Below are 22,392 nucleotides of genomic sequence, written 5' to 3' on the forward strand. Positions count from 1 at the left end.
GTCAGATCACGATGCGCTTTCCCAAGAAGATTCATGCCGTTACGGAAGCGGGTTTTCTGATTAAGCTTGTCTTGTTTCTGTTGGCCTATGCCCTCGAAACAAGCTTATGACATACAACTTAGATTAATTAAATAGTGATTTGGTCGGCTAACGGCTTTTCTCTTGACCATTGTGACGGTCAATTCCCACGAACGCCTTACAGTAGGAGCCTGACAAAGCGGAGCCGAAAAAGGAGAGGGGTGGTCGAAGCCAACGATAACGCTTATTTTTACGTCCCAAAAGAAATGGTTCAGCCAAAGGGCCTGCATAAAATTAAAAGAACTAGTGAGTTCTTCAAGCGTCGATCTTGCAGGTACCAGCACGTAAGCCATATAATGTTGTCGTATTTATCCGTTGCCCTTGAGTAAGCGGGTTCTATGAGTGGAAGAATGCAGCAGTTGAACGACAAGTGGATGCGCCTTGTTGGCGTCCCGTTACTGGCGTTGACCGGGCAGTGGATGATGTATGGCTATACCAACGTTTCCTATCCCGACGACTGGCGTATTCCGTTGTTTTTTCTGCTGGGAACCGTACTGGTTTGGGAATGCAACCGGTGGGGTATTATCTTTTCGCGTCGGCGGTACCCCGAGCTGGCACAAACGCGTCAACGAGTGTTTTACCAACTGGTTTGGTTTCTGGTCTGTTGCTGCGTCATCCGGATCACACAAACGTTTTTCTACCATCAGATTGGCCTTTGGCCTTCCGAAGACTACCTGCTGTTTAAACCGTATTTCTTCAATACGCTCGTGTCTTTGGTGGGCACTATTCAGCTAGCGGCCTGTTACGAAGGAATTTATCTGTATCAGCGTTGGAAGGTGTCTTTTACGGAAGCCCAGGAACTGAAAAAAGTGAATTTGCAGAGCCAGCTCGAATCGCTGAAAACGCAGATCAATCCGCACTTTCTGTTTAATAATCTGAATTCCCTGTCGTCGCTGATCACGAGCGATGCCGGTCAGGCCGAACGCTTTCTAGACGAGCTTTCGTCGGTGTACCGGTATCTGTTACAGCAAAACACCCGCGACCTCTGCCCGCTGACCGACGAAATTCAGTTTATCCAGGCTTACTTTCATCTGCTGAAGACTCGCTACACGGATGGGATTTTTCTGGAGACAAATGTTGAAGCCCGTTACATGGCCTATTTGCTGCCGCCGTTAACGTTGCAGGTTCTGTTCGAGAACGCGATCAAACACAACGTTATTTCGGCTAAACGTCCGCTAACGATCAAACTCTACACCCGCGAGGGCAGTCTGTACGTCGAGAATAACATCCAGAAAAAGAAGAATACGGTTCAATCCAGCCAGATTGGCCTACAGAACATCATGATGAAATATAAATTGCTGGAGCATCCGCCGGTGGAGGTGCATGAGGATGACCAGATGTTTCTGGTACGGGTGCCCTTGATTTCACCCGCCATTGAAGAGCTTACTGTGGCTGCTAAATAGGATTCGCGTTGCATAATACCTTGCTTATTCCGGAATCAAGGCGTATTTGTCGATGGTATTCCCTGTCTTGCGGCTCTCCGCTGTTCGTTCGAGCTGTAGAGAGGCTTCAGTAGGCGTTTCCAGGATATAATATTCTATGATCCCACCGGTATTAGTCGGTTTAGGATTGAGGTTGTTTAGGATCAGTCGTTTGTTATCCGTCGAGACGGTCCAGGTACCCGTCACGAGCCGACCGTCGATATCTTTCAAACTAGCCTTGTTGGGTTGACTTAAATCGAGCCGAAAGCCAGCGTAGCCCGGTTTAATATTCGTGGTGGCTCCCAGGCTGAAGACCAGCAAGTCACCTTCCTGCACGGTCTTGGCCTTCCAGACTTTGGCCAGCAGATCCGTAATGGGCGTAACAACTTTAGGCTGACAGCTTCCCAGCTCCATAAGGGACAATAACAGCAGCAGGTAGTATTGTTTTTTCATGGTACAACAATTCGTTTAGAAAGCGAACGGCCGTCCGCGACAATGGCAATGATGTATATCCCGGCGGGTAACCGATCGACGGTGTAGCTCCAGGCATCGGCCGGATTCACTTTGCGCGTGTCCGTAAGCAGGGGCTGGCCCGAAAGGCTCATGAGACGTATCGTTGCGCGCATGGACGAGTACCAGTCGGTGACCACATGTAGATTCCGCTGGCTGACAAACAGAGTCGTGTGCGTCGATAATTCGTCTTCGACGCCAATGATTACTTCTTCAACACGGGCCATCGCCACGTTGGAGTAGCCCGAATTACCGGCCGCATTAATGGCGTAGATGCGGTAGTAATACGTAGTGAACTCCTGGAGGCCCATATCAAAGTAACTGGTCTGCGACGCAGGCAGTCTGACCAGCTCGGTAAAGCCGGTGTTCGGATCGTTTGAGCGTTCGATCACGACCGTTACGGCTTTGGGCGAGAGGGGGTCCCAGCTTAACCGAATTTGGTCATAATCCTGTAGTTGGGCGGTTAGCCGGGTTGGGGTAGCGGGTGGCGCGAGGGGCGTTGTCGCGCAAGCAGGCTCGGTATAGGCGGAAAAGCCAGCTGCGTTCTTAGCGCGGACCCGAAAGCAGTAGGCCGTGTTATCGGTCAGTCCCTTCACTTCATACGTAGACGAGTTGGCAGGGAGATCCGCAATTTTGGTAAACGTACCGGTCGTACTGTTACCCTGCTCGATCTCGAAGGCGCTTTCGTTGGTGCTCCGGTCGGCCCAGGCGAGATTGATTTGTGTCGGCGATATGACGCTGGCGGTCAGGCTGGTTGGGGGAGCAGGTGGTACGTCAGGGGTGGTGGCGCTGACGACGTTACTATTCGGCCCCGTACCACTGATGTTTGATGCCCGAATTCGGTAGAAATACGTCTGATTGGGCGTCAGACCATTGTCGATATAACTGGTTGTGGCTCCCGAAACAGTCGTTAGCGAGTTCCAGGCACTGTTACCGTCCGGACTACGTTCGATCACGATCGTTTCAGCATTGGCAATGGCTCCCCACGTAAGACTGATCTGCGTCGTTGAAGTCGCTGTGGCGGTCAGGTTTTGCGCAGCCGCCGGTGGACCCGCGGGCGTGGTGGCATCTGCCGTGTTCGAGTAATCTGACGACCCGGCCGCATTAAAGGCCAGCACGCGGTAATAATAACGGGTCTGGGGCGCAACCGTCTGGTCGTTATACGTGGTGGTATTCTCGCCAACGTCGGTGAGCTTGCTCCAGCTAGTCCCATCCGACGAACGTTCGATCCGGAAGTTCGTTTCGTTGGTCGATTTATCGTCCCACTTCAGGCTGATCTGGTTGTAAGCTACGGCGGTAATCGTCAGTCCGGTTGGGGGCGTTGGCGGTAGGTCGGGCGTAGTATCGCTGGCTACGTTCGAATAATCGCCGGGTACACCAGCCGCGTTCAGAGCCCGGATTCGATAGTAGTAGCGTGTATTGGGTGTTCGGCTCTCATCGGTATAACTAGTTGCGTTAGCCGCTGGATCAGCAATCTTTTGCCAATTGTCATTGCCGTTTGGGCTACGTTCGAGTTGATAACCACTGGCTCCCGCTACGGCTTGCCAGGTAAGGTTGATCTGCGTTGTTGATAGAGCCTTAGCGACCAGATTTTGGGGGATTCCTGCGGGTGGAGCGGGCGTAGTGGCGCAGGCCGGCGGGGCCGTGTAGGCACTGGTTCCTACGTCGTTTACCGCCCGAATCTGGTAGCAGTACTGCTGATTGCCCTGCACTTCCTGATCGACGTATGTTGTCGTGTTCTCATCCAGATCGCGAAGTTTCGTGAACGTTCGTCCTCCGTCAATACTTCGGTCGAGTTGAAACTTTTTTTCGTTGTTGGACAGGTCAGCCCACTGTAGGCTTATCTGATTGTAAGCCAGTGCTTTTGCTTCCAGTCGGGCCGGGGCGTCAGGAGCGGTAGGTGCTGGCGTTTTCGTTGTGCCGCACACTTCCTGGCTATACCCGGAATAGGTCGACCCGTTTCTGGCCCGAACCCGGTAGCAGTACTGCGTCGAAGCGGAGAGATTTTTATCATCGAAGATTTTGGCCCCGTAATTGGGCTGAATGACGCTGTACGTTCCCCCGGGTTTGTCAGATCTTGATATTTCAAACGTAACGGGAACCACGTTGATGTCCGTCCAGAACACCTGAAGCTGATCGGTAACGATAGACAACACCGTAAGGCCGGTAGGTGTAACGGGCGCTACCGCCGGGGTTGTATCACAGGCTTTGGCCGACACCTCATGACCATCTTCGGCAATGCGGTAACAATACTCGGTGCCGGGCTGGGCGGTGTTGTCGATGTATTCGCCCCCATCGGCCAGCGTATTGGTCAGGTTTGTCCACGAGCCATTCTGTCCGACACTCCGCTGAATGGTAATCCCCGACTCTTTGCCGTATCGATCCCAGGTCACTTTGACAGATGTACTGCTCTGCGCTGTTGCTTTCAGGTTTTTCACGTTGGTCGGTGCTAGCGGTAAGGTGGCACAGAGAGCGCTTGTAAACGCCGAATTGCCGCCCCCGCCTTGCGCCCGAACCTGGTAGCAGTATTGTTGCCCCGGCAAAACTCCGTTATCAATATAAGAAGGAGTTCGGCTGTACGGGATGGTCTGATAGAGCTGGAACGGTCCACCTGGTGAGGTTGCGCGTTCCAGCCGATAATTGTCGGCGCTGCCACCCCCGCCATTGCTCCAGCTAATCCGAATGCTGCTACCCTGTAGCGTTACCGAAAAGCCCGTTGGCGTTCCCGGTGCTTCCTGTGGCGTGCTGACTGTAAGCGTATTGGAATACGTAGATGAATTCGTTGCAAACACCGCCCGAACGCGGTAGCTGTACGTATTCAGGCTCGTTACGGTTTTATCCTGGTACGAAGGGGTGTTGGCAAAAGCTTCGCCAATCTTTATAAAACTGCCGGTTAACCCCAACCGCTCGATTTCAAACTTGGTTTCGTTGGTCGATTTATCGTCCCAGGTCAGGTCAACCTGATTGGGCGCAATGGTCGTCGTCCGCAAGTTCGTGGGGGCGTTGGATTGGGCGACTGCATGGGTAAAGGCCAGTAGCCAGCCAATAACGAGAAGTAAATATCGTGCTTGCATAAGTTTATGGATTAGCGCCACTCAACGCCAATTGGGTCGGTTGGCTCACTTTCTCGTTTGTCGGTTTGCACGGCGACCAGGGTGTAGTAATACGCGATGCCGGGCGTCGCATCCCGATCCAGGTATTCCGTCTGGCGGCCGGGGAGTGTCCCAATCAGCCGGGGGCGTTCGGTCTTGTCGGTGTACCGGTACACCACAATTTTGTCAAGCGTCTGATCAATAGGCTCATCCCAGGCGACCCGGACACCCTGACTACTGGTTAGCACTTTGACGCCACGCAACGGCAGCACCGGTGGTAAGGGCTGGAAAAACGTTGCTGTAGTGCTGAAGGCGCTTTCTTTTTGATCGAATCGAAAAGCCTTGACCCGATACGTGTACCGTTTACCCGCCTGTACCGTCGTATCGGCGTAGGCATTGCGAGCGGGCTCATCGGACCGCTGGCGATACACCTCGGTCTCGTTGCCCTTCTCTTCCTGCCGGTACACGGCATACCCGGTGATATAGGTATCAATGTCTTTCATGTTATCCCAGACAACCAGTATACCTTTTTCCTGCCGTAATACAACCGGATTAAGCGGGGTGGGTACTCGTTCGGGTAAGCGCATGGCCGAGTGGACTTCGTTGCTGAGGGGCCCCTGGTTGTAGCTGGTGTTAAGGGCGGCAACGGCCCACCGATAGCCAGTACTCAGGGCCAGGTCACGCATGGGCACCGCATAGGTAATCACCGAATCGCGAGATTCGATTAAACCAGAGTACGGTTGCATGGGCGTTTGAGGATCGGTCGAGTTGTAGAGATAATACCCGCGCGTGTCGAAATCAGCCCGTTGCCAGGTAAACCGTAGCGTATCCCGCACTTCTGACACCCGCAGGAACGAAGGAGCCACCACGGCCGGGCGGCTTGCCTTGAGCATACCCGGCACGCGCACCGATGCAGACAGTTGATCGCAGGTTCCGTTCGGGCGTAACTGGTAGTAATAACCCTCAATCGGCTCCACACGGGTGTCCATGAACACGGTATCGGTAGGGGCGGCTGAGCCATAGCGTACGTACGGCCCATCAAAACGGTTCGCTCGCCAGATCTCGACCGAGCGCAGATCTTTGGTAGACGACAGCTGCCATGACAGGCGAATGGCCTGGCTCGCTTCCACCGACTGGGCTTTCACCGACAGAATCGTCGGCAGGGCATCCGTATGGCGGAGGTTGGCAACGGTCAGCGTATCGGAGGGCTGGCCTTCGTTGCCCAATATATCAATCGGAATGACCACGTATTGATACAGCATCTTCCGGCGAACATTGTCGTCGGTAACAATCAGGAAGACCGAATCTTTCTTACCCCGGACAAACCCCCAGTTCGCCCCGCAATCGGCAAAATCAGTTTGGGCATACGTAGCGCGCAGCACTTTTACACCGGCCAGGTCGGGGGTGTGGCGCTTGAGGTGGTAGGTAATCTTAACGACAGAACCTGTTGCCTCGTGGCGCAGGGAATGGCTCTGTACGGCGGGTTTGCTGCCGGGTACGGTTACCGTCACAGGACTGCGGCTGGCCCCATCGCCCCCGGCGTTAAGCGGCCGAATGCGGTAATCGTACCGGCGACCCTGCACCACCGCGGTATCCAGATACCCTAACCCAAAGGCTTCGAGGTACTGTGGGTTCCAGCGATAGGCTTCCAGCGAATCGGCGGTGGCGGCATTGACATACCGGTCGAAGAGTAACCGGGTCAACGAATCGGTTGGTAGTTCATACAACGGATTCTTCCGGGTGAGCAACGTCAGTCGCGACAGTAATACGTCGGCCGAACGGGGCGGTTCGTCAGTCGTGTATACGGGTTGCCAACCTGTGTTGGCAGAACGAGTGTTCGTTTCCAGCCGCTCCAAGACGTAGCGAGGCCCATGCAGCAGATTGTCCATCTGCACAAATACCCCGTAACGACCTGCTTTGGCGGTTGGAAACTGAGCGTACCCCCTGGTAGTTAATCCCAACAGGCCGGTCAGTAAACAGAAGAGAAAAAGCGTTTTCATGGTTTAAGGATTTTCGGCAACGATGCAGCCACTCGGACATTTCTCGAATTTGCAGTCGACGTCGGGTTTCAGTGAAAAGCCATCGCCCCGTTTGTAGGCGGCATGACCTTTCAGCGTTAGACAGAAATCAGCACTAACGGGTACAGTTGCATCCAACATAGTGCCGGGTGGATCAACGGTTAGCGACACGGCGAAGCCCGCCGACATGTTCATGGTGAGGTCAATGGCTACCTGGCCGCTCTGGAGGGTCATGTTCGCATCCGCTGAGCCGCTCATGTAGGTCTCGCCGGAGGCCGACACCACCAGCACTTTTCCGTAGGCATAGGCATGGCTGCTGACACCCAGCCCTGACCCCCAGGTGAGTACCCCGCCATCGTAATTGCCGAAGAGGTAACCGTCGACGTAGGCATCCATCGCCACTTTATAACCGCCAACCCCTGGCACTTCCAGTTCTGACTTGTAGGAGCCAATGACGGGAATCGGCACTTCACCGATGCAGAAGAATCCTTTAAAACCCGCTTTGAAGGCGCAGGGTAGCGCTTTGCGGTGGCTATAGGCAAACAAAATTTCCTTCGCTTCGCCAATGTCGTCGGAAGCGTACCAACCGACCATGACGCCCCCTTTCAGATCGACCGGCACAATGATGGGTACGTCTTTAACCATGCCGCCCAGTACGAAATAAAATCCTTTGGGGTCGAAGCGAACCTGGGCGGTGCCCATGGCCGACATGCCTTCCTCGCCAATGGCCAGGCCGGGAACCTGAAGCGTGCCGGTAAACCGCTTTTCGCTCATGTCGTACACCAACTCCAGGTTGCCAAATGGCGTTCCAACGCCCGAAGCGCCGATTTTATCACCGTCTTTGCCTACCTTGCCATTGCCCGAGTCAATGCCTTTGGGCTTAAATTTCTGGTTTTCGGCTTTGATTTCGCCGTAGGCCGTGAACGCTATCCGATTCTGCTCCGTAGGGTCAAGACCATCAAATCCCCCCGGAATGCCCGAAAATTTGAGTAGTTCCCACTGGGTACCGTTTACCCGCTGGTGGCAATACATAGATTGAAACGTCTTGTCCCCCATATCAATCGCCAACGGCTTTGCTTTCCAGGTATCTTCTTCCAAGAGTTTGTTCGTCAGCGACAGCAATACGCTTTCGTTGTTGAGGTCCAGGTCGCGGTCGTGCGTGATATGGGTAAAGCCATTCTTTACCGAATGCACCAGTAGCATGGCGTTGTGGGACGGATCGCCGAGTTTCAATTTACCCGGTTCCTCGGCCATCCCCCGAATGGCCATCACGCCGTTGGCGAAATAAAACGCTTTCTTCTGGCCGCCATCTTTACTAACCTCATCACCTGCGGTGAAGGCAATCTGGCCTTTGGTGTCAATGACGTATTCGGCCGGAATAGTCGTTTTCAGCGCAACTTTCTGCTGACCAGCGGGCCGCGAGTAGGTAAATCGCATCTGCACGTCCTTGGGCGCGTTGGGAATTTTAGTCGACATGCCCGCGTCAAAGGCGAAGTAATCTTTACCCGTTTCAATGGTCTTGGGCCGTACTTGAACCACGCCACCAAAGAAGTCGACCGATTTACTGCCCGCACCGAAGGTCAGTACGTCTTCGCCATTGTCCAGTAGTGAAATCGTTTCAAAATCAAGTCCTTTGTCCAGGCCGGGTAAACCTGAGTTGGGGCCTAGCTTTGCCGCCGAACCACCTTTACCACTCGGCACGACGACCACTGACCAGTGCCCTTTCATATCAGAACCCGTGGCTGCATCGTAACCGAAAAAGGCTTGCCCATTCACGGCCAGGTCGGTCAGACCCGCCAGCGACAGCTTGCTGGTTGGGGCCGCTTCAATTTTCAGGAAATCAGCGCGTAGGTTAAAGAGCGAAATGGGGACATCAACTTTACCAGTTTTCACTACGCCTTCGGTCGAATAGAAACCTCCTTTCTTGTAATCGAGGCTCCAGTTACGTATCTCGACGCTCCAGCTACCGGCCAGGGCAAACGTAAGGGGCGTATCTCCCGACTTCGCGTCGACAGTGCTATTCCGTAGGACGAGTTTGCCAATGGTGACGGAAATACTGGCTGGCTGAGCGTCTTTTATCATGCATTTGAGCGTCGGGTTGAGTTGAATTTCGTCGCCCACCAACCGTGAGCCTTCCAGACTACTCGTCGCATCGAAGGCCAGCAGCTTCACGGTCATTGGCTTGCCGTCTTTGCGGCACAGGCCAAAATTGGTGCGCTTAATACCCGATCCGTCCGAGTCGAAGGCCACCACAAACGGTCGGATACCCGGTTGCCCATCCTGTTTGGGGTCGTAGAGGAAAAATTGGCCTTTTTCATAACTGAACAAATTCTCAGAGAACTTAAACGAGTTATCGATCACCTGCGCCTGCGCGTATACGACCCCAAACGGACTGCCTTCTCGCCGTTCGATCTGAAAATTACCTCCTGAGGGGCCACCGTCTAAAGCCGTTAGCCGAACATTGTAAAGGGGCGTCTGACCGGGTTTGTAAGCTTTATCGTAATAGCCGAGGTTATCCAGAATACCTACGTTGAGCTTGATCTTGGCATTTACTGGCTCCCCCTGTGTAGGATCGGCGGTACCGGGCTTGAAAAGCACTTTCTCAAAACGTACACGAACATCAGGGTCGATGATGCCGAACGGCCCAAATTTAGAATTGCTCAGTTCTACCTCGCCCGATACCTGTACGTAGTTGTTAGCCAGCGCCGTAAACGACTCAACCTTGATCGGAAAACCCCAGATGGTTGAGATTTTGTACTTATCAAACGTGGTCAGGGTTAGTTTGAGCGAAGTGTTAGCCGCCTGCGGTAGCTTGTAGTTCTTCTCGGTAGCACCTATGTAACTCTGACCGCCGTTCATGATCACCGTGACATTGTTGTTGCCACCGTTAAGGTTAAACGAACCGCTGACACCCGACACAGCTTCTTCACGGTACGTTGCCTGAATGGTGAGGTCCGAAAATTGCTTGCCCACCGCCAGCGTAAACACCCCGCCCGGACCGGCTGTGGTGCTGTAGGGCGTCTGCGCATTGCTGCCGCCAACCGCAAACACTTCAGCTCCTGGTAACGGCTTTTCCTTGCCATCGGCCGTTTTCACGACTACAACACCCTTAATTAGGTTGGCCGCTTCCATGAACACCAACTGAATCTTGGATGATTTCGACTCGGTGTTGGTGACCGACTGGGTTTTTGTGACGTAGCCTGGTGCCGAAACTTCCACAAAGAGGTTTTCGACCGATACATTCTTGAACTGAGTCGACACTATACCCTGGTTATCACTCGGCCCAAAGGTTGACTTGGGATCGTTGCGGCCGAACAGCTTCACCATTCCACCCTGCACGGGCTTCTTACCCAGCTTATCCACCAGGATGAAGTCGATGCGATGATCGCGCTGGTAGATGGGCACCTCTCCCGCGTTGATAATCGATATGCCTTTCTCACCTGCCACATCACTCGGTACCGGCTTCGGCAGGTTTTTTACCAGTCTATATTCGTTGAAATAGCTAATGTTGGTTGGGTATATCTTCAGCGAATCGGCCTTGCCACTGGGCGCGTAGGCTGCGAATCGATAGGCTTTTTTGGTTGACGACCACCAGGTTTTGTTGTAGAACCCGTCGTCAACCTGCACATAAGCCTCAACCGACGGTTTGGCCGCTCCGTTTGCAATCGTCGAATCGGTGTCAACTGTCCAGCCAACAATGCGGGTATTAGGCTGCATCAACATCCGGGGGTAATAAGCATTCTGTCCTAGCAGCAACGTTCCAATGGTAACCTTCTGCTCATTTACAGTGGTTACCGGGGCATCATCCTGGTCAGCGGTGGCATAGCCGTTGAAGATATAGCCATCAGCCTTTATACTAAGAATGGCGTTGGTGCCCGGAGTAGTCACAAAGGGAGCGGCTATCCAGCCGTTCTCGCCGGTATACTTGATGGCTGCCTGCGCATTCCCTTTCGTGTCAATATAGGTCAGACGAACAGCCGCCCCTTTTACGCCCTGGGTTGGGTTGGTCTTATCAACCACCCGGACATTAACGACAGGTTGGCCCGGCGCCAGGAACCGCTGTACTACGTCGGAGGTGAACGGCTTGTACTGATCCGCAAATTCAGGGCTGACTACGCCGGTAGAAACGTTTCTGTCTATCAGTACCTTATTGTTAATCGGGCTGTCGTGTAGTTTATCGCCAATCCAGTACGTATCCGCTTTATCGCAAAGGTCGTAGGGGTAAACATCGTAACTGGGGTCTTTAGCGCTCAACTCCTTATACGACGCGATCAGCTTGGCATGCTCCGGGTTGGTCAGGTAATACGGGCCGAGTTTAGTGTAACTTCCACCGACTTCCTGATGCCTGACGTACCATACGGTTTTACAGTTAACATCGGCTCCGCCTTTTATCACTTTACCCAGCTTTTCGGCCTGTTTTTTCTCGGCATCGGTGGGTGTAGCCGTATAGGCTGCTCCCCAACCTTCGTTCACCGTGATCCGCTTGAGCGAGACGAGCGTATAGTTATTCAGGCCATCGACGCTCGACTCGGTAGCAATGAAATACGCATCCTCTTTACCGTTGGCCATCACCATCCTGGGAAAGCTTACAATTCCATCGGCATTCGATTTGTCGGTGGCGATAACGGTATAATTTATCCCGTTAAATTTCTGGGTTGTTTTTATACCGGTTTCTTCGTCAACAGGAGGAAGCAGGTTAGGTCCACCCGGGAATGTAGACTTGGGATACCGCAAGACGGATACCTTCACACCGGATAGCTCCTGCCGGATACCCGCCTGCTGTACCAGTACTTTAGAGAGGCCAGTCGTGTCCGATTTGATCTGCACGTTCAGGCTATAACTTCGCACCAGCGCCGTTACCGGCCCAAGGTCATACGTTTCTAAGGGTTTCAGTTGCTCAGTTGCATCGTCACCATAGGTTTCGACTGGACTAGCGTAGTAGGGATTATCGACAACCACCCGCAGGGCACGGATGAAGACAGCCGATGGATTTTTGAACTCACCGCTTCCCGTTTCCTGTGTAGCAGGCTGGGCACCCAGCTTCAGGGGTTTGGTCATTTTGACCGAGAAGCTGAATGAGCCATCGGCTGTGGTCACTTTGGTGTCCAGCGTAGTGCTGAACCCTTGATGAAAGTCGGTGAACTCTGCATAATTGGGAGTCGTGGCCGAGAATGTACCCCCGTTGGCGTTGCGGTACACGACCTGCAAATGCACCTGCGTATTGCCGAGTGGCTTCACCTGAGCGCCTTGCTTGCCGCTATCAGCGAACTTGTAGTTTAATCTACCCGTGAAGGTGATCGTCGGCGCTTCGGTTGTCTGGATATTGAACGTGTAACTTTCCACCTTAGCGGGCTGCGGAACCAGCTTCGCTTTAGGTGCCTGGAAGGAGAACGACTCGGCATCCTGAGGCTCCTGCCCACAGTCGGGGCAGTAAATAGAATACCGGTCGTAGGCGGCTACACTGTAGGTAAGCCGGTCAAACTGGGCTACGTAGGCATTGCCATCGGCTTTAATCGTTGCCGTTCCGATGTAGATATACCCCGCTTTTTCTACTTCGTTCTTATTCGCTGTTTCGGCGGATACTTTACCAGGTTTATTCGCGGGGGTATTCCCCGCTGTCCCATTCACCACTTTCTGGCCCACTGGCGATGCGGTTTGCATGAGCGTCCCATTCGCCTGAGGGTTTGTTGACAGTTCAGCAATTAGTGGACCGCCTTGTGTGGTTACGCTGACGTTGGCAGTACCGCCCAGATTGCTTTTCTCAACCTGTCCTTCTACGGGCAAGCGGTATTTGTCGTAGTTGGACACGCCTGGTTTACGATACAGAACGACCTGTTTCCCATCCAGTTTCACGTCGGTAGCACCCGGCCAGTTCTTGTAAGCCTGCCGGACGGTTACGGCCAGCCGATAGCCAGCGGCCAGATACGTAACGCCTTCTACGGTAAAAGAACCCGTTTGCGATCGATTGATGAGAAACGTACCAGCTTCTGAGTTCTGGTAATACCCCGCGTCGGCCAGCGGTTGAATGAATGGGTTCACTACCTCAACTAAGCAGCGGGTCTGGCTTTGGGTAGAATCGTTGCCGTGCACCGACGAACGAAGGACCCGAATGCTGTAATTACCCTGCGCGTCGGTTTCGCCATAGGCAATCGTACCCCGGTACTTGTTTGGGAACACTTTTTGGAGTGTCACTTTGGTATTGGGTAGGATATGGGCCGCACCCGTCTCGCCCGGATACCGAAACGCCAGCGTTCCCTTGACCGTGAGGCTATCCGTTGGGTCGCCTTTGTCTTCGGCCACGAGCGTAAACAAGCGCGGTTCAGCTTCGATACGTCCGTCTTCGGGCAAGCCTAATTTCTTAAGCTGAACTGGGCTCAGCCCCAGCAGACTGACCTCAGCGCGATAGTCTTTGCCGGTCACAAACGCAGCGGGCAACTCCGTTTTTTCGGCTTCCAGATACTCGGTTTTCATCTGGCGGCTAAAGACCAGCTTACTCCCTTTTCGGTCGTAAATCCGCAGCGAATAGGTTAAGTCGGGCAGCTGGTCAGTCAAGGTTTTTGTCGGATGCTTACTGATCGATAACGTTTTAAGCAGTTGACTAACAAACGCATTCTCGGCTTTCCAGCTCATTTTGAACAGGTTGCCAACACCGACGGGTATCTTGGGCAATTGCTTTCCTTTGGCTTCTTCTGGCGTAACAAAAACCAACTGCGGCTCCGGGCGCACAGCGGCTACCGGCAGTTCGGCGGGTCCGTACCGGAACGCGCAAACCGGGCTTTTGCCATCGTTGAGCAGATTCAGCCTGCCGAACTTGTCCACGGCCTGCACGCGCCAGGCATAGCGTTTACCTACTTTCAGCGGTAGGTATTGGGGGCCGTACAGGAATGTACTAGTCGGCAAGTTTTTAACTTCGATACCCGAAGGCGGCAGCGCGACCGCGTCGATAAATACGTTAGGGTCAACGTTTTCCAGAGGTAGCTCGATGATGCGAAGTGTGTAACTAACCTGCGTCGGCAGGATGCCCGCGGGGGGCGTCCAGGTAAATACAGTAGCCTGAGGTATGGTCGGCAGCACGTCACCATCGCAGAGGGGAGCAATCAGGATAGGAGGCTCAATGGCTCTCACCGGAAACGGGGGCGAACAGCCCAATGGCTCACCCGCCGATAAGACCTGGCTCGTTCGGTTGTCAAATACCTGTACGCAAACCTGATAATTCCCTTCGGGTAGTGGCTTACCTTGATACAACAGGTTCTTATCCATCCCTTCCACCGTAAACTGGTTCAGATCAAAAAGCCCTTCAAGGTCTTTACGGGCCAGCAACGTGGTGCCCGGCGGCAAGGTGAACGGGATAGGCGGTCTGTAGTTAGGTAAGGTTCGGATCGAAACCCCGTTGTCACCCGTCACACTGCCCTGTAACCGAATCGGCAAGGGGCGGCCTGATGTATTGATAAGCCGGATCTGCACCTGTTGCCCCGCACCCGCATAATCCTGTAAGTAGGCGCTGTAAGGCGGATTGACATTGATAAGCACATGCACCTGATTCTGGGCCTGGGCCGCCTGCATCAAGCCAGTGATCAACGCAAGCACCCAGCCAACCCATTGACGGGCTTGCCATGGGCGAGCATAGGTGTGGTTAGAAAGAAATGCCATAGCCGAAAGTGCCTCGAAGTTCATTATACTGTTGCTCAGCAACCCCTGTGTTTGAGTTCAGATAGGCGAGCTGGAGACTTATATTCTGACGCTTGCCAATCTGATAACCGGCATTTGCCGATGCGTTGATGATCTGGCCATTCAGCGTTTCGCCGAGTTCATCGTCCTGTTTGTTGATGAGGTAGCTGCCATTAACGGACGTGCTTAGCTTATTCGTTAAGAAGGATTTAGTCAGGCCTAGTGTGGGGCCATAAAACTGGGTTTTCATACCTTGGGCAAGATCGGCCTGTGTGTACGAAACCATCAGATTCGCACCTAACCCGCTTTTCACTTGCTGGTAGAAATACCCCAGGTTCAGGTTTGTATTGGTGTTGTTGGTAAAGGCCGCCGTGCGTTGATTGAGGTCGCTAAGCTGCTGACGAGTCGCGGTTAGCGTAAACAGATTCACCATATTCTCATTCTGGATAGTATAGCGCGTATTAATCGTAGCGGAGAGATTATTCTGCGCCAGTTTAAGTGTATCAATAATCGGCCGTAGACCAGCCTGCTGACTGATGCCGTAGTTGCTCAGTTGCAGGTCGATGCCAAACTTCGTAGCGGGGTTGTAGCTAACCACCAGTGAGCCAATCTGTCGGCCAGTGCGTGCATTCTTGTTCTTAGCCAGATTATCGTACTGAACGCCGTAGCTACCCGACAGCCGTAGCTTACCCTCTAGTAGCGTCAGGTTGGGGGCGATGGCGTAACTTTCGATGTCGCTCTGGAAGTAGTACGCACCCATGGTCTGGAAGTTGGGGTCAATGCGCTTGTATTGCAGCTTGATTCCCGCGTTTTTAGTACGGTAGCCAATGGCGGCTTGTGTGGCCTGGGTAAGCTGAGTGGAGATCCGGGCCGTAAACAACCGGCCGAACAGGCGAGTAACGGCACTGCTGCCTTCGGCCGACACTTCGCTACTGCGCACGTCGCGGGTGTAGGCACTCACGGCCGCGTCAAGCTCTACCGTGATGTGTTTGATAATCAGCAGGCGCGACGTTGCCCCTACCACCAAGTTCTCGGCGGGAGCAACGGTCTGGCTGGCCGACTGGGGCACCGATGCAATCGAAGCCGAGTCATCTTTGGCGCGTAGCATAATGAGGTCAACGTAATTGCCCGGTTTGCCATAACCCACTTTCACGGCATAGCCGGTACGTTGATAGGCTGGAATAATGTCGGGCTCCGCCAGATTGGTCGAGATGGCTTTATTAAATCGGCCGTAGATCGCACCCAGCCGTAGTTTGCCGGGATTCAATTCGACACCACCGCCCAGAAACGTGTGGCCTGCCAGCGTAAACGGCGAGAATGATACGTTTCGGTATCCGGCATGAACGGTTGCCCATTTGTAGTTCGGCGACACCCCAAACTGGTTAAACGGCTGCCGGAAGCTGCTTCCCTGATTCCCCAGCACGGCTGAGAACGGCAACGAAATTCCGCCCGGCAAAGTAACCGTTACGGAACCGCTAAGGCCAAACGGCGAGGTCTGGTTACGGGCGGCAATGCCAGTAGCTGTATAAAACCCAGCATAAGCGTTTAGACCACCTGTAACTTTAATAAGGCCAGGCGATTTGGGGATGGTATCCTGCGCCAGCAACTTACCTGACTGGCTAATCCTCAGGACCAGTAAGCTGACCGTTAAAAAGCGTTGTAGAAGTTGTTGCATAAAGACCAGAGAATAACGGGCTACTGCTAGTTGCGTGATAGCGTTACTGAGGTTTCAATAGCCTGTGCTTTCGGTCGACGCACTATTCGTAATCCGAGCCACACGAATACAGCACCCAAAGCAAGGGAGAACAGCATCCCTAGCACAAGACCGAAAAAGCTGCCAATGAAGGCGTCTGTAGGCTGAGCCGGATTATAATGAACGACGGCGGTGTCATTGACCTCGTATTCAGCCGGATACGTTCCCGATTGGCCTTTGCACTCATACGTCTGGCCAGCAGGTGTCTGAAACTGCACGATTGGGTAGTACACTGTCGATTTACCCGAGCTTTTTTCGTTACGAATAACAACTCCCTCGACGAACTGCCCATTTATTAAAAGCCACGTACCCCGGTAAAGCCGATAACTTGCCCCCAGTATACAGACGATGCCCAAGACGAGCGGAAGATATTTCACGATGAAAACAGGTTGAGTAGGTGCTAAAACGTAAGCCAAAGCTACCCAGTCGAACTGCCTCAGTCAATCGGATAAATATATGAGAGGAGAACTACGTCAGGATACGGTTATGTTGTTAATTTATTGATAAGCAGATATTTGTGAATTAGTAATTGCTTTATCTTTTTTACATAAACACGTATAAATACGTGTAGCTGAAGCGTATGTTTTACATAGGCATTCATGCCATCGTTTTTGACCACAAGTTAACCGATTATCAATACGTTATCCGCCAAAGTCGTAGGACGCTGTGGGCCATTGGACAGGCGCATAGCAAACGTCTGAGAGCTCTCCAAATTTTTGATTAACGTCATTTGGACGTTATCTTTGCCGCATGATCTTCAACTGGGCTGTCACTTCGCCTTTTCGACATCGTCGCCATCATCGCGGCTGCTAAGCCTAACGGTTTGATTCCGCTTCAGCGGCCCGGGTTAGACCATCAAACCATCGTTTTCCCTTACTTTTGTCTCAATTTTTCAACCTAAAACCGACGCCCGTCGCTATCGGTGTTAGTTTATAAGCAACGAGTTAGCTGTGTGTGCCTTAACTCATGCATCATAACTCATCTATCGTACTTCCAGTAATGTCTTCAGTATTACGTATTGCCCTGCAAAAATCCGGTCGGCTGAGCGAAGATTCGTACCAGCTTTTTAAAGAATGCGGCATCCGCTTCGATTATGGAACCGGTAAACTCAAATCCGTTTCTTCTAATTTTCCCGCCGAGTTTCTGTTTCTGCGCGACGATGATATTCCCGGTTACGTCGAAGATGGCGTGGCTGATCTGGGTATCGTTGGCGAAAACGTAGCGGTAGAGACCGGCCGACCCGTACAAACGGTGCATAAGCTGGGCTTCTCGAAGTGCCGATTGTCGATTGCCGTGCCCCGCGGTACTGAGTGGACAGGCATTCAAAGCCTGGACGGTAAGAACATTGCTACGTCTTACCCGAATTTGTTGGGAAATTACCTGGCTGATCAAGGCGTTCAGGCCGAAATTCACGAAATCAGCGGGTCGGTTGAGATTGCGCCCAGCATCGGTTTAGCCGAAGCCGTCTGCGACATTGTTAGCTCGGGGAGTACGTTGCTGAGTAATGGCTTAAAAGAAGTAGAAACGATTTTCCGCTCGGAGGCCATCCTCATCGCTCGCCCTGAACTTGATGCCGATAAGCAGACGTTAGTAGACAAACTGCTGTTTCGCATCAAATCGGTGCAGGCTGCGAAAAACAATAAGTACATCGTGCTGAATGCACCCAATCACGCCCTAAGTCAGATAACCGCGTTGCTGCCAGGCATGAAAAGCCCAACCGTTACGCCACTGGCTACCGAAGGCTGGAGCTCGGTGCATTCAGTATTGAACGAGAACGAGTTCTGGGAAAACATTGAAGCCATTCGAGCCGCCGGAGCCGAAGGCATTCTGGTGATCCCGATTGAGAAAATGATTTACTAAAGAAGTTATAAGTGAACAAGTTGTAGGTAAGATTAGCACAATCGTACTTGTAACTTACCACTTACTTATCGGCTTACTTACCATTTGAGTATGAAAATTATTCCTTTTCCCGCACGTGCCGAATGGCCTGCTCTGTTAGCCAGACCCGTGCAGTCGACGCAGCAGATTGAATCAATCGTAGCGCCGATATTGGCTAAAGTTCGGGCAGCAGGCGACGCGGCTCTGGTTGAACTGGCCCAGAAATTTGATAAAATCGACTTGGCACAGCAGGGGTTGGCTGTTAATCAAACCGAACTTGATGCGGCCGAAGCGCAACTCTCTGACGAACTGAAAGCGGCCATCTGGCAAGCCTACCAGAATATCCGCACGTTTCACGAGCGCCAGAAACAACCTGTTGAAAAGATAGAAACGATGCCGGGTGTTACGTGCTGGCGTCGGAGCGTGGGTATTGAAAAGGTTGGACTGTACATTCCGGGAGGAACCGCCCCGCTGTTCAGTACAGTATTGATGCTGGGTGTTCCGGCTCAGTTGGCGGGTTGCCGCGAAATTGTTCTTTGCACCCCGAGTAACCACCCCGCTATTTACTTTGCTGCCAAGCTGGTAGGTGTCACAAAGGTTTTCCGAATTGGGGGCGCGCAGGCTATTGCAGCTATGGCCTATGGAACACAGTCTGTGCCGCAGGTTTACAAAATTTTTGGCCCTGGTAACCAATACGTAACGGCTGCCAAAATGCTGGTGGCTAAAGAAGGGGTGGCCATCGACATGCCTGCCGGGCCCAGCGAAGTGGCTGTTTATGCCGATGATTCAGCCGTCCCGGGGTTTGTAGCCGCTGATCTATTATCGCAGGCCGAACACGGCGCTGATAGTCAGGTGCTGCTGGTATCGACCAGCAAGCGGTTCGTCGAACTGGTCAATCTGGTATTACAGACGCAACTGGATAAACTGTCGCGGCAGGCTCTGGCTGCTAAGGCGCTTGAAAACAGCAAAATCATTCTGGTCGAAAGCCAGCCTGACGCCATTGACTTACTGAATGCTTATGCGGCTGAACACCTGATTCTCAGCGTGGAGAATGCCGAGGCTGTTGCCGATAAAATTATCAATGCGGGCTCTATTTTCCTGGGCAACTACACGCCCGAATCAGCCGGTGATTATGCGTCGGGTACCAACCACACCTTGCCTACTAATGGCTTCGCGCGGGCCTACAGTGGTGTCTCGCTGGATAGCTTTGTAAAGAAGATCACCGTACAGCACATCACGCCAGAGGGGTTACAAAACCTCGGTCCGGTCGTTGAAGCGATGGCGGAAGCGGAATCGCTGGACGCGCACAAGCGGGCAGTGAGTTTGCGGTTAGCGAGCCTGGCTGAAGCAAATCCAGCCTGATGTTATTATCTTGTCTTAAAAAGTAATGAATTATGAGTCGGCTAACCATCGAAATTGATGCACCTGAAGACGAAGCGCTTCTATTGCAGTTATTGCCCAAATTAAATGGGCGAGTCGTTGAGGAGAAAGCCGACTTGAGCGATCAGACAAAGAAAGAGCAGCTGAAAACTTTTTTTAATGCGGCCAAAAAGATAGCGGCTAGTGGAGGTGTTGGCGAGTCATTTGGCGACCCATCCGAATGGCAGCGGGAAGTACGTAGCTGGGATCGAGTACTAGATGGCCGGGAGGAATGATTCTTGATAGTAATATCCTCATTTATCTCGTTGAGCCCAACTACGAGGCCTTACGAACGTATTTGGAATCACAAGAAGGTATCTTGTATTTCTCTCTAGTCACCAAACTAGAAGTATTAGGGTATCACAAGCTTAAACTAGAGCAAAAGATCCAACTTGAGCAGCTATTTCTGAATGCTTCTGTATTACCCATTAGTCAGGCAGTCATTACTGAAGTTATTCGGCCACGGCGTTACTGTATACCTTGCCTGTGCTTACCCATAATGTAGCTGACTTCGCCGGTATTGATGGGCTGCAACTCATTGCACTGGCCGATATTATAAACGCATGATTGATCTTTCCTTTTTTCGCGCCGATACACCGGGTACTCAACAGGTCGTTCACGTCAATAATGCAGGAGCTTCGCTGATGCCCCAACCTGTAATCAACGCGATCACTAATCACATAGCGCTCGAAGCCGAAATCGGTGGTTATGAAGCGGCCGAACTGCGCAAAGAAGCCATTCACGACTTCTATACCGCCACCGCTGAACTGCTTGCTACAACCCCCGACAACATAGCCGGCACGGCCAATGCGACCGATTCGTACGCCCGTGCCTTGTCATCGATTCCGTTCGAGCGGGGAGACGTGATTCTGACAACCATAAATGATTACGTATCGAATCAAATCGCGTTTTTGTCGTTGCAGCAGCGATTTGGCGTTAAAGTTGTGCGGGCGGCAGACGAACCCAAAGGTGGTGTTTCGGTGGACGATATGGCCGAGAAGATCAAATCATTACGCCCTCGTCTGGTGGCGGTTACGCACGTGCCTACCAACTCCGGTTTGATCCAGCCCGTCGAGGCAATTGGCCAGTTATGCCAGACGCACGATGTTCTTTATCTGGTTGATGCCTGCCAGTCGGTAGGGCAATTGCCCGTAGACGTAACGGCTATAAGATGCGATTTTCTGACTGCTACCTGTCGTAAATACCTGCGTGGACCGCGCGGCATGGGTTTTCTGTACGTATCTGACAAGGTGTTGGAGCGCGGGATGGCTCCGTTGTTCGTTGACCTGCGTGGCTCAACGTGGGAGTCGGCCGATGCGTTTGCGCTTGTGCCAACGGCCGCCCGATTCGAAGACTGGGAATTTCCACATGCGCTGGTGCTGGGAGCTGCCGAAGCGCACTGGTACGCTCTAAAGGTTGGTTTAGACACCATCGCTCGCCGAAATGCCGAACTGTGCCGGAACCTTAGGGCACAACTAGACGCAATACCTACGGTTCGGTTGTTAGACGAGGGCGAACGATTAGCCAGCATCATCACTTTGTTCAGCGAACGAAAAACAGCCGCCGAACTGAGGGCTGCCTTGCAGGCTGAGCGGATCAATACGTCAATCAGTACGCACGGAGCTGCCATTCTGGACTACGACCGGAAAGGAATGAAAACGGCTGCCCTGCGCATCTCTCCGCATTATTTTAACACGGATGATGAAATTGATAGGGTTGCTGATACGCTGAAACGTGTTCTGGTATGATCTATACGACATGAAACAAGGAATAGGGTACATGAAAACACGACGTCTTGCCGGATTTGCCATTATTGTTGTATGTGAGTGGCTGTCTCTAACATCGTCCTTTGGGCAGGTAATGACGGGTAAGCAAATTCTCGAGCGAATGTATGCTACCTATGCATCTGCCAAGACTTATCAGGATGTAGGTACCGTCCAAAGGAGGGGTGTTAAAAAGGATAAAACCTTGCTCGATTGCATTACTCCAGAGGTCAAACTTGCGGCAATCAATTTTGGAACGGCCTTCGTCCGGGAGAAACAGCAATTTAAGTTTCATTTCGACCTAGACAAAAAGCCATACAGTTGTTATACAATTGCTGCTTTTGGGAAACAAGTTAAAAGCTGGTGGACGTACAGACCCAAGAAAAAAGCATATGATGAAGAATCATTAATATCATCTCTTGGGGCAGCTGTAGGCATATCTGGAACGTCATCCGGTAAAATATCCAGCCTTCTGCTGAATAAAGAAATTAGCCAGAATTGGACAATCAGACAAGTAACTAACTGGCGCTTGATCAAGAATGTGATGCAGGATAATCGAACGTGTTACTTGTTGGAAGGCTTTGTAACTAATGGAAATAAAGCTTCCAGACGCGATGAGAAAGTCAATATTTACGTTGATACCCAAACCTTTCTTGTGCTACGGATTGATGATCAGCCTGATATGGGCGACATCGTTTATTTCTCTACGATAACCTATAAGCCACTCATTAATAAAGTTGTGCCCGAAAAGGCAGTAGCCATAGTTGATGTCTGCGCCGAAAAATGAGCCTG

General features: G+C 52.3%; 12 protein-coding genes and 1 pseudogene. 7 read left to right on the forward strand and 6 right to left on the reverse strand.

Annotated elements, in window-relative coordinates; translation table 11 throughout:
• Together ACFSUS_RS29175 and ACFSUS_RS15400 are read left to right on the forward strand one after the other, a co-directional pair.
• Positions 1–110: pseudogene (locus tag ACFSUS_RS29175) on the forward strand (IS982 family transposase); the annotation flags it as partial.
• Between the two features lie 306 nt (positions 111–416).
• Positions 417–1,481 (forward strand): sensor histidine kinase, encoded by a 1,065-nt coding sequence (locus ACFSUS_RS15400; RefSeq protein ID WP_381524054.1) that lies wholly within the window; start codon positions 417–419, stop codon positions 1,479–1,481.
• A gap of 24 nt (positions 1,482–1,505) precedes the next feature.
• On the opposite strand, the gene ACFSUS_RS15405 is transcribed toward ACFSUS_RS15400, so the two are convergent.
• The 6 genes from ACFSUS_RS15405 to ACFSUS_RS15430 are packed head-to-tail and all read right to left on the reverse strand — an operon-like array spanning position 1,506 to position 16,917.
• Entirely contained in the window at positions 1,506–1,952 is a 447-nt protein-coding gene (locus ACFSUS_RS15405; RefSeq protein WP_381524056.1) for a hypothetical protein, read from the reverse strand.
• The gene (locus tag ACFSUS_RS15410; protein WP_381524058.1) at positions 1,949–5,083 is read right to left on the reverse strand and encodes a fibronectin type III domain-containing protein; all 3,135 of its coding nucleotides are present in this window, start codon (positions 5,081–5,083) and stop codon (positions 1,949–1,951) included. The genes ACFSUS_RS15405 and ACFSUS_RS15410 overlap by 4 nt, the downstream gene beginning before the upstream one ends.
• A gap of 11 nt (positions 5,084–5,094) precedes the next feature.
• Positions 5,095–7,101 carry a fibronectin type III domain-containing protein gene (locus tag ACFSUS_RS15415; protein WP_381524060.1) on the reverse strand — a complete coding sequence of 669 codons (2,007 nt, stop codon included), beginning with the start codon at positions 7,099–7,101 and terminating at the stop codon, positions 5,095–5,097.
• Positions 7,102–7,104: 3 nt separating this feature from the next.
• Complete coding sequence (locus ACFSUS_RS15420; RefSeq protein ID WP_381524062.1) at positions 7,105–14,769, reverse strand: hypothetical protein; 7,665 nt, start codon at positions 14,767–14,769, stop codon at positions 7,105–7,107.
• The gene (locus ACFSUS_RS15425) at positions 14,753–16,462 is read right to left on the reverse strand and encodes a hypothetical protein (RefSeq protein ID WP_381524065.1); all 1,710 of its coding nucleotides are present in this window, start codon (positions 16,460–16,462) and stop codon (positions 14,753–14,755) included. The genes ACFSUS_RS15420 and ACFSUS_RS15425 overlap by 17 nt, the downstream gene beginning before the upstream one ends.
• Before the next feature lie 26 nt (positions 16,463–16,488).
• Positions 16,489–16,917, reverse strand: a complete 429-nt coding sequence (locus tag ACFSUS_RS15430) for a DUF3592 domain-containing protein (protein ID WP_381524067.1) — start codon at positions 16,915–16,917, stop codon at positions 16,489–16,491.
• 622 nt (positions 16,918–17,539) lie between these two features.
• On the opposite strand from ACFSUS_RS15430, the gene hisG reads away from it, so the two are divergent.
• The 5 genes from hisG to ACFSUS_RS15455 all read left to right on the forward strand — a co-directional run bounded on the left by hisG (position 17,540) and on the right by ACFSUS_RS15455 (position 22,387).
• The gene (hisG, locus tag ACFSUS_RS15435; RefSeq protein ID WP_381524069.1) at positions 17,540–18,400 is read left to right on the forward strand and encodes an ATP phosphoribosyltransferase; all 861 of its coding nucleotides are present in this window, start codon (positions 17,540–17,542) and stop codon (positions 18,398–18,400) included.
• A gap of 90 nt (positions 18,401–18,490) precedes the next feature.
• Entirely contained in the window at positions 18,491–19,780 is a 1,290-nt protein-coding gene (gene hisD, locus ACFSUS_RS15440; RefSeq protein WP_381524070.1) for a histidinol dehydrogenase, read from the forward strand.
• 32 nt (positions 19,781–19,812) lie between these two features.
• A complete protein-coding gene (locus ACFSUS_RS15445) occupies positions 19,813–20,073 on the forward strand; it encodes a hypothetical protein (RefSeq protein ID WP_381524072.1) in 261 nt (86 codons plus the stop codon).
• A 327-nt stretch (positions 20,074–20,400) separates the two neighbouring features.
• Positions 20,401–21,585 (forward strand): aminotransferase class V-fold PLP-dependent enzyme, encoded by a 1,185-nt coding sequence (locus tag ACFSUS_RS15450; protein ID WP_381524074.1) that lies wholly within the window; start codon positions 20,401–20,403, stop codon positions 21,583–21,585.
• Positions 21,586–21,595: 10 nt separating this feature from the next.
• Entirely contained in the window at positions 21,596–22,387 is a 792-nt protein-coding gene (locus ACFSUS_RS15455) for a hypothetical protein (protein ID WP_381524076.1), read from the forward strand.
• Positions 22,388–22,392: the final 5 nt, after the last annotated feature.

Source organism: Spirosoma soli (genome assembly GCF_042684525.1).
Taxonomy (GTDB): domain Bacteria; phylum Bacteroidota; class Bacteroidia; order Cytophagales; family Spirosomataceae; genus Spirosoma; species Spirosoma soli.

Excerpts from the sequence above, each read along its gene's own strand:
- ACFSUS_RS15400 (WP_381524054.1), top strand. The coding sequence starts at position 417 with ATGAGTGGAAGAATGCAGCAGTTGAACGACAAGTGGATGCGCCTTGTT.
- ACFSUS_RS15405 (WP_381524056.1), bottom strand. The coding sequence starts at position 1,952 with ATGAAAAAACAATACTACCTGCTGCTGTTATTGTCCCTTATGGAGCTG.
- ACFSUS_RS15410 (WP_381524058.1), bottom strand. The coding sequence starts at position 5,083 with ATGCAAGCACGATATTTACTTCTCGTTATTGGCTGGCTACTGGCCTTT.
- ACFSUS_RS15415 (WP_381524060.1), bottom strand. The coding sequence starts at position 7,101 with ATGAAAACGCTTTTTCTCTTCTGTTTACTGACCGGCCTGTTGGGATTA.
- ACFSUS_RS15420 (WP_381524062.1), bottom strand. The coding sequence starts at position 14,769 with ATGGCATTTCTTTCTAACCACACCTATGCTCGCCCATGGCAAGCCCGT.
- ACFSUS_RS15425 (WP_381524065.1), bottom strand. The coding sequence starts at position 16,462 with ATGCAACAACTTCTACAACGCTTTTTAACGGTCAGCTTACTGGTCCTG.
- hisG (WP_381524069.1), top strand. The coding sequence starts at position 17,540 with ATGTCTTCAGTATTACGTATTGCCCTGCAAAAATCCGGTCGGCTGAGC.
- hisD (WP_381524070.1), top strand. The coding sequence starts at position 18,491 with ATGAAAATTATTCCTTTTCCCGCACGTGCCGAATGGCCTGCTCTGTTA.
- ACFSUS_RS15445 (WP_381524072.1), top strand. The coding sequence starts at position 19,813 with ATGAGTCGGCTAACCATCGAAATTGATGCACCTGAAGACGAAGCGCTT.
- ACFSUS_RS15450 (WP_381524074.1), top strand. The coding sequence starts at position 20,401 with ATGATTGATCTTTCCTTTTTTCGCGCCGATACACCGGGTACTCAACAG.
- ACFSUS_RS15455 (WP_381524076.1), top strand. The coding sequence starts at position 21,596 with ATGAAACAAGGAATAGGGTACATGAAAACACGACGTCTTGCCGGATTT.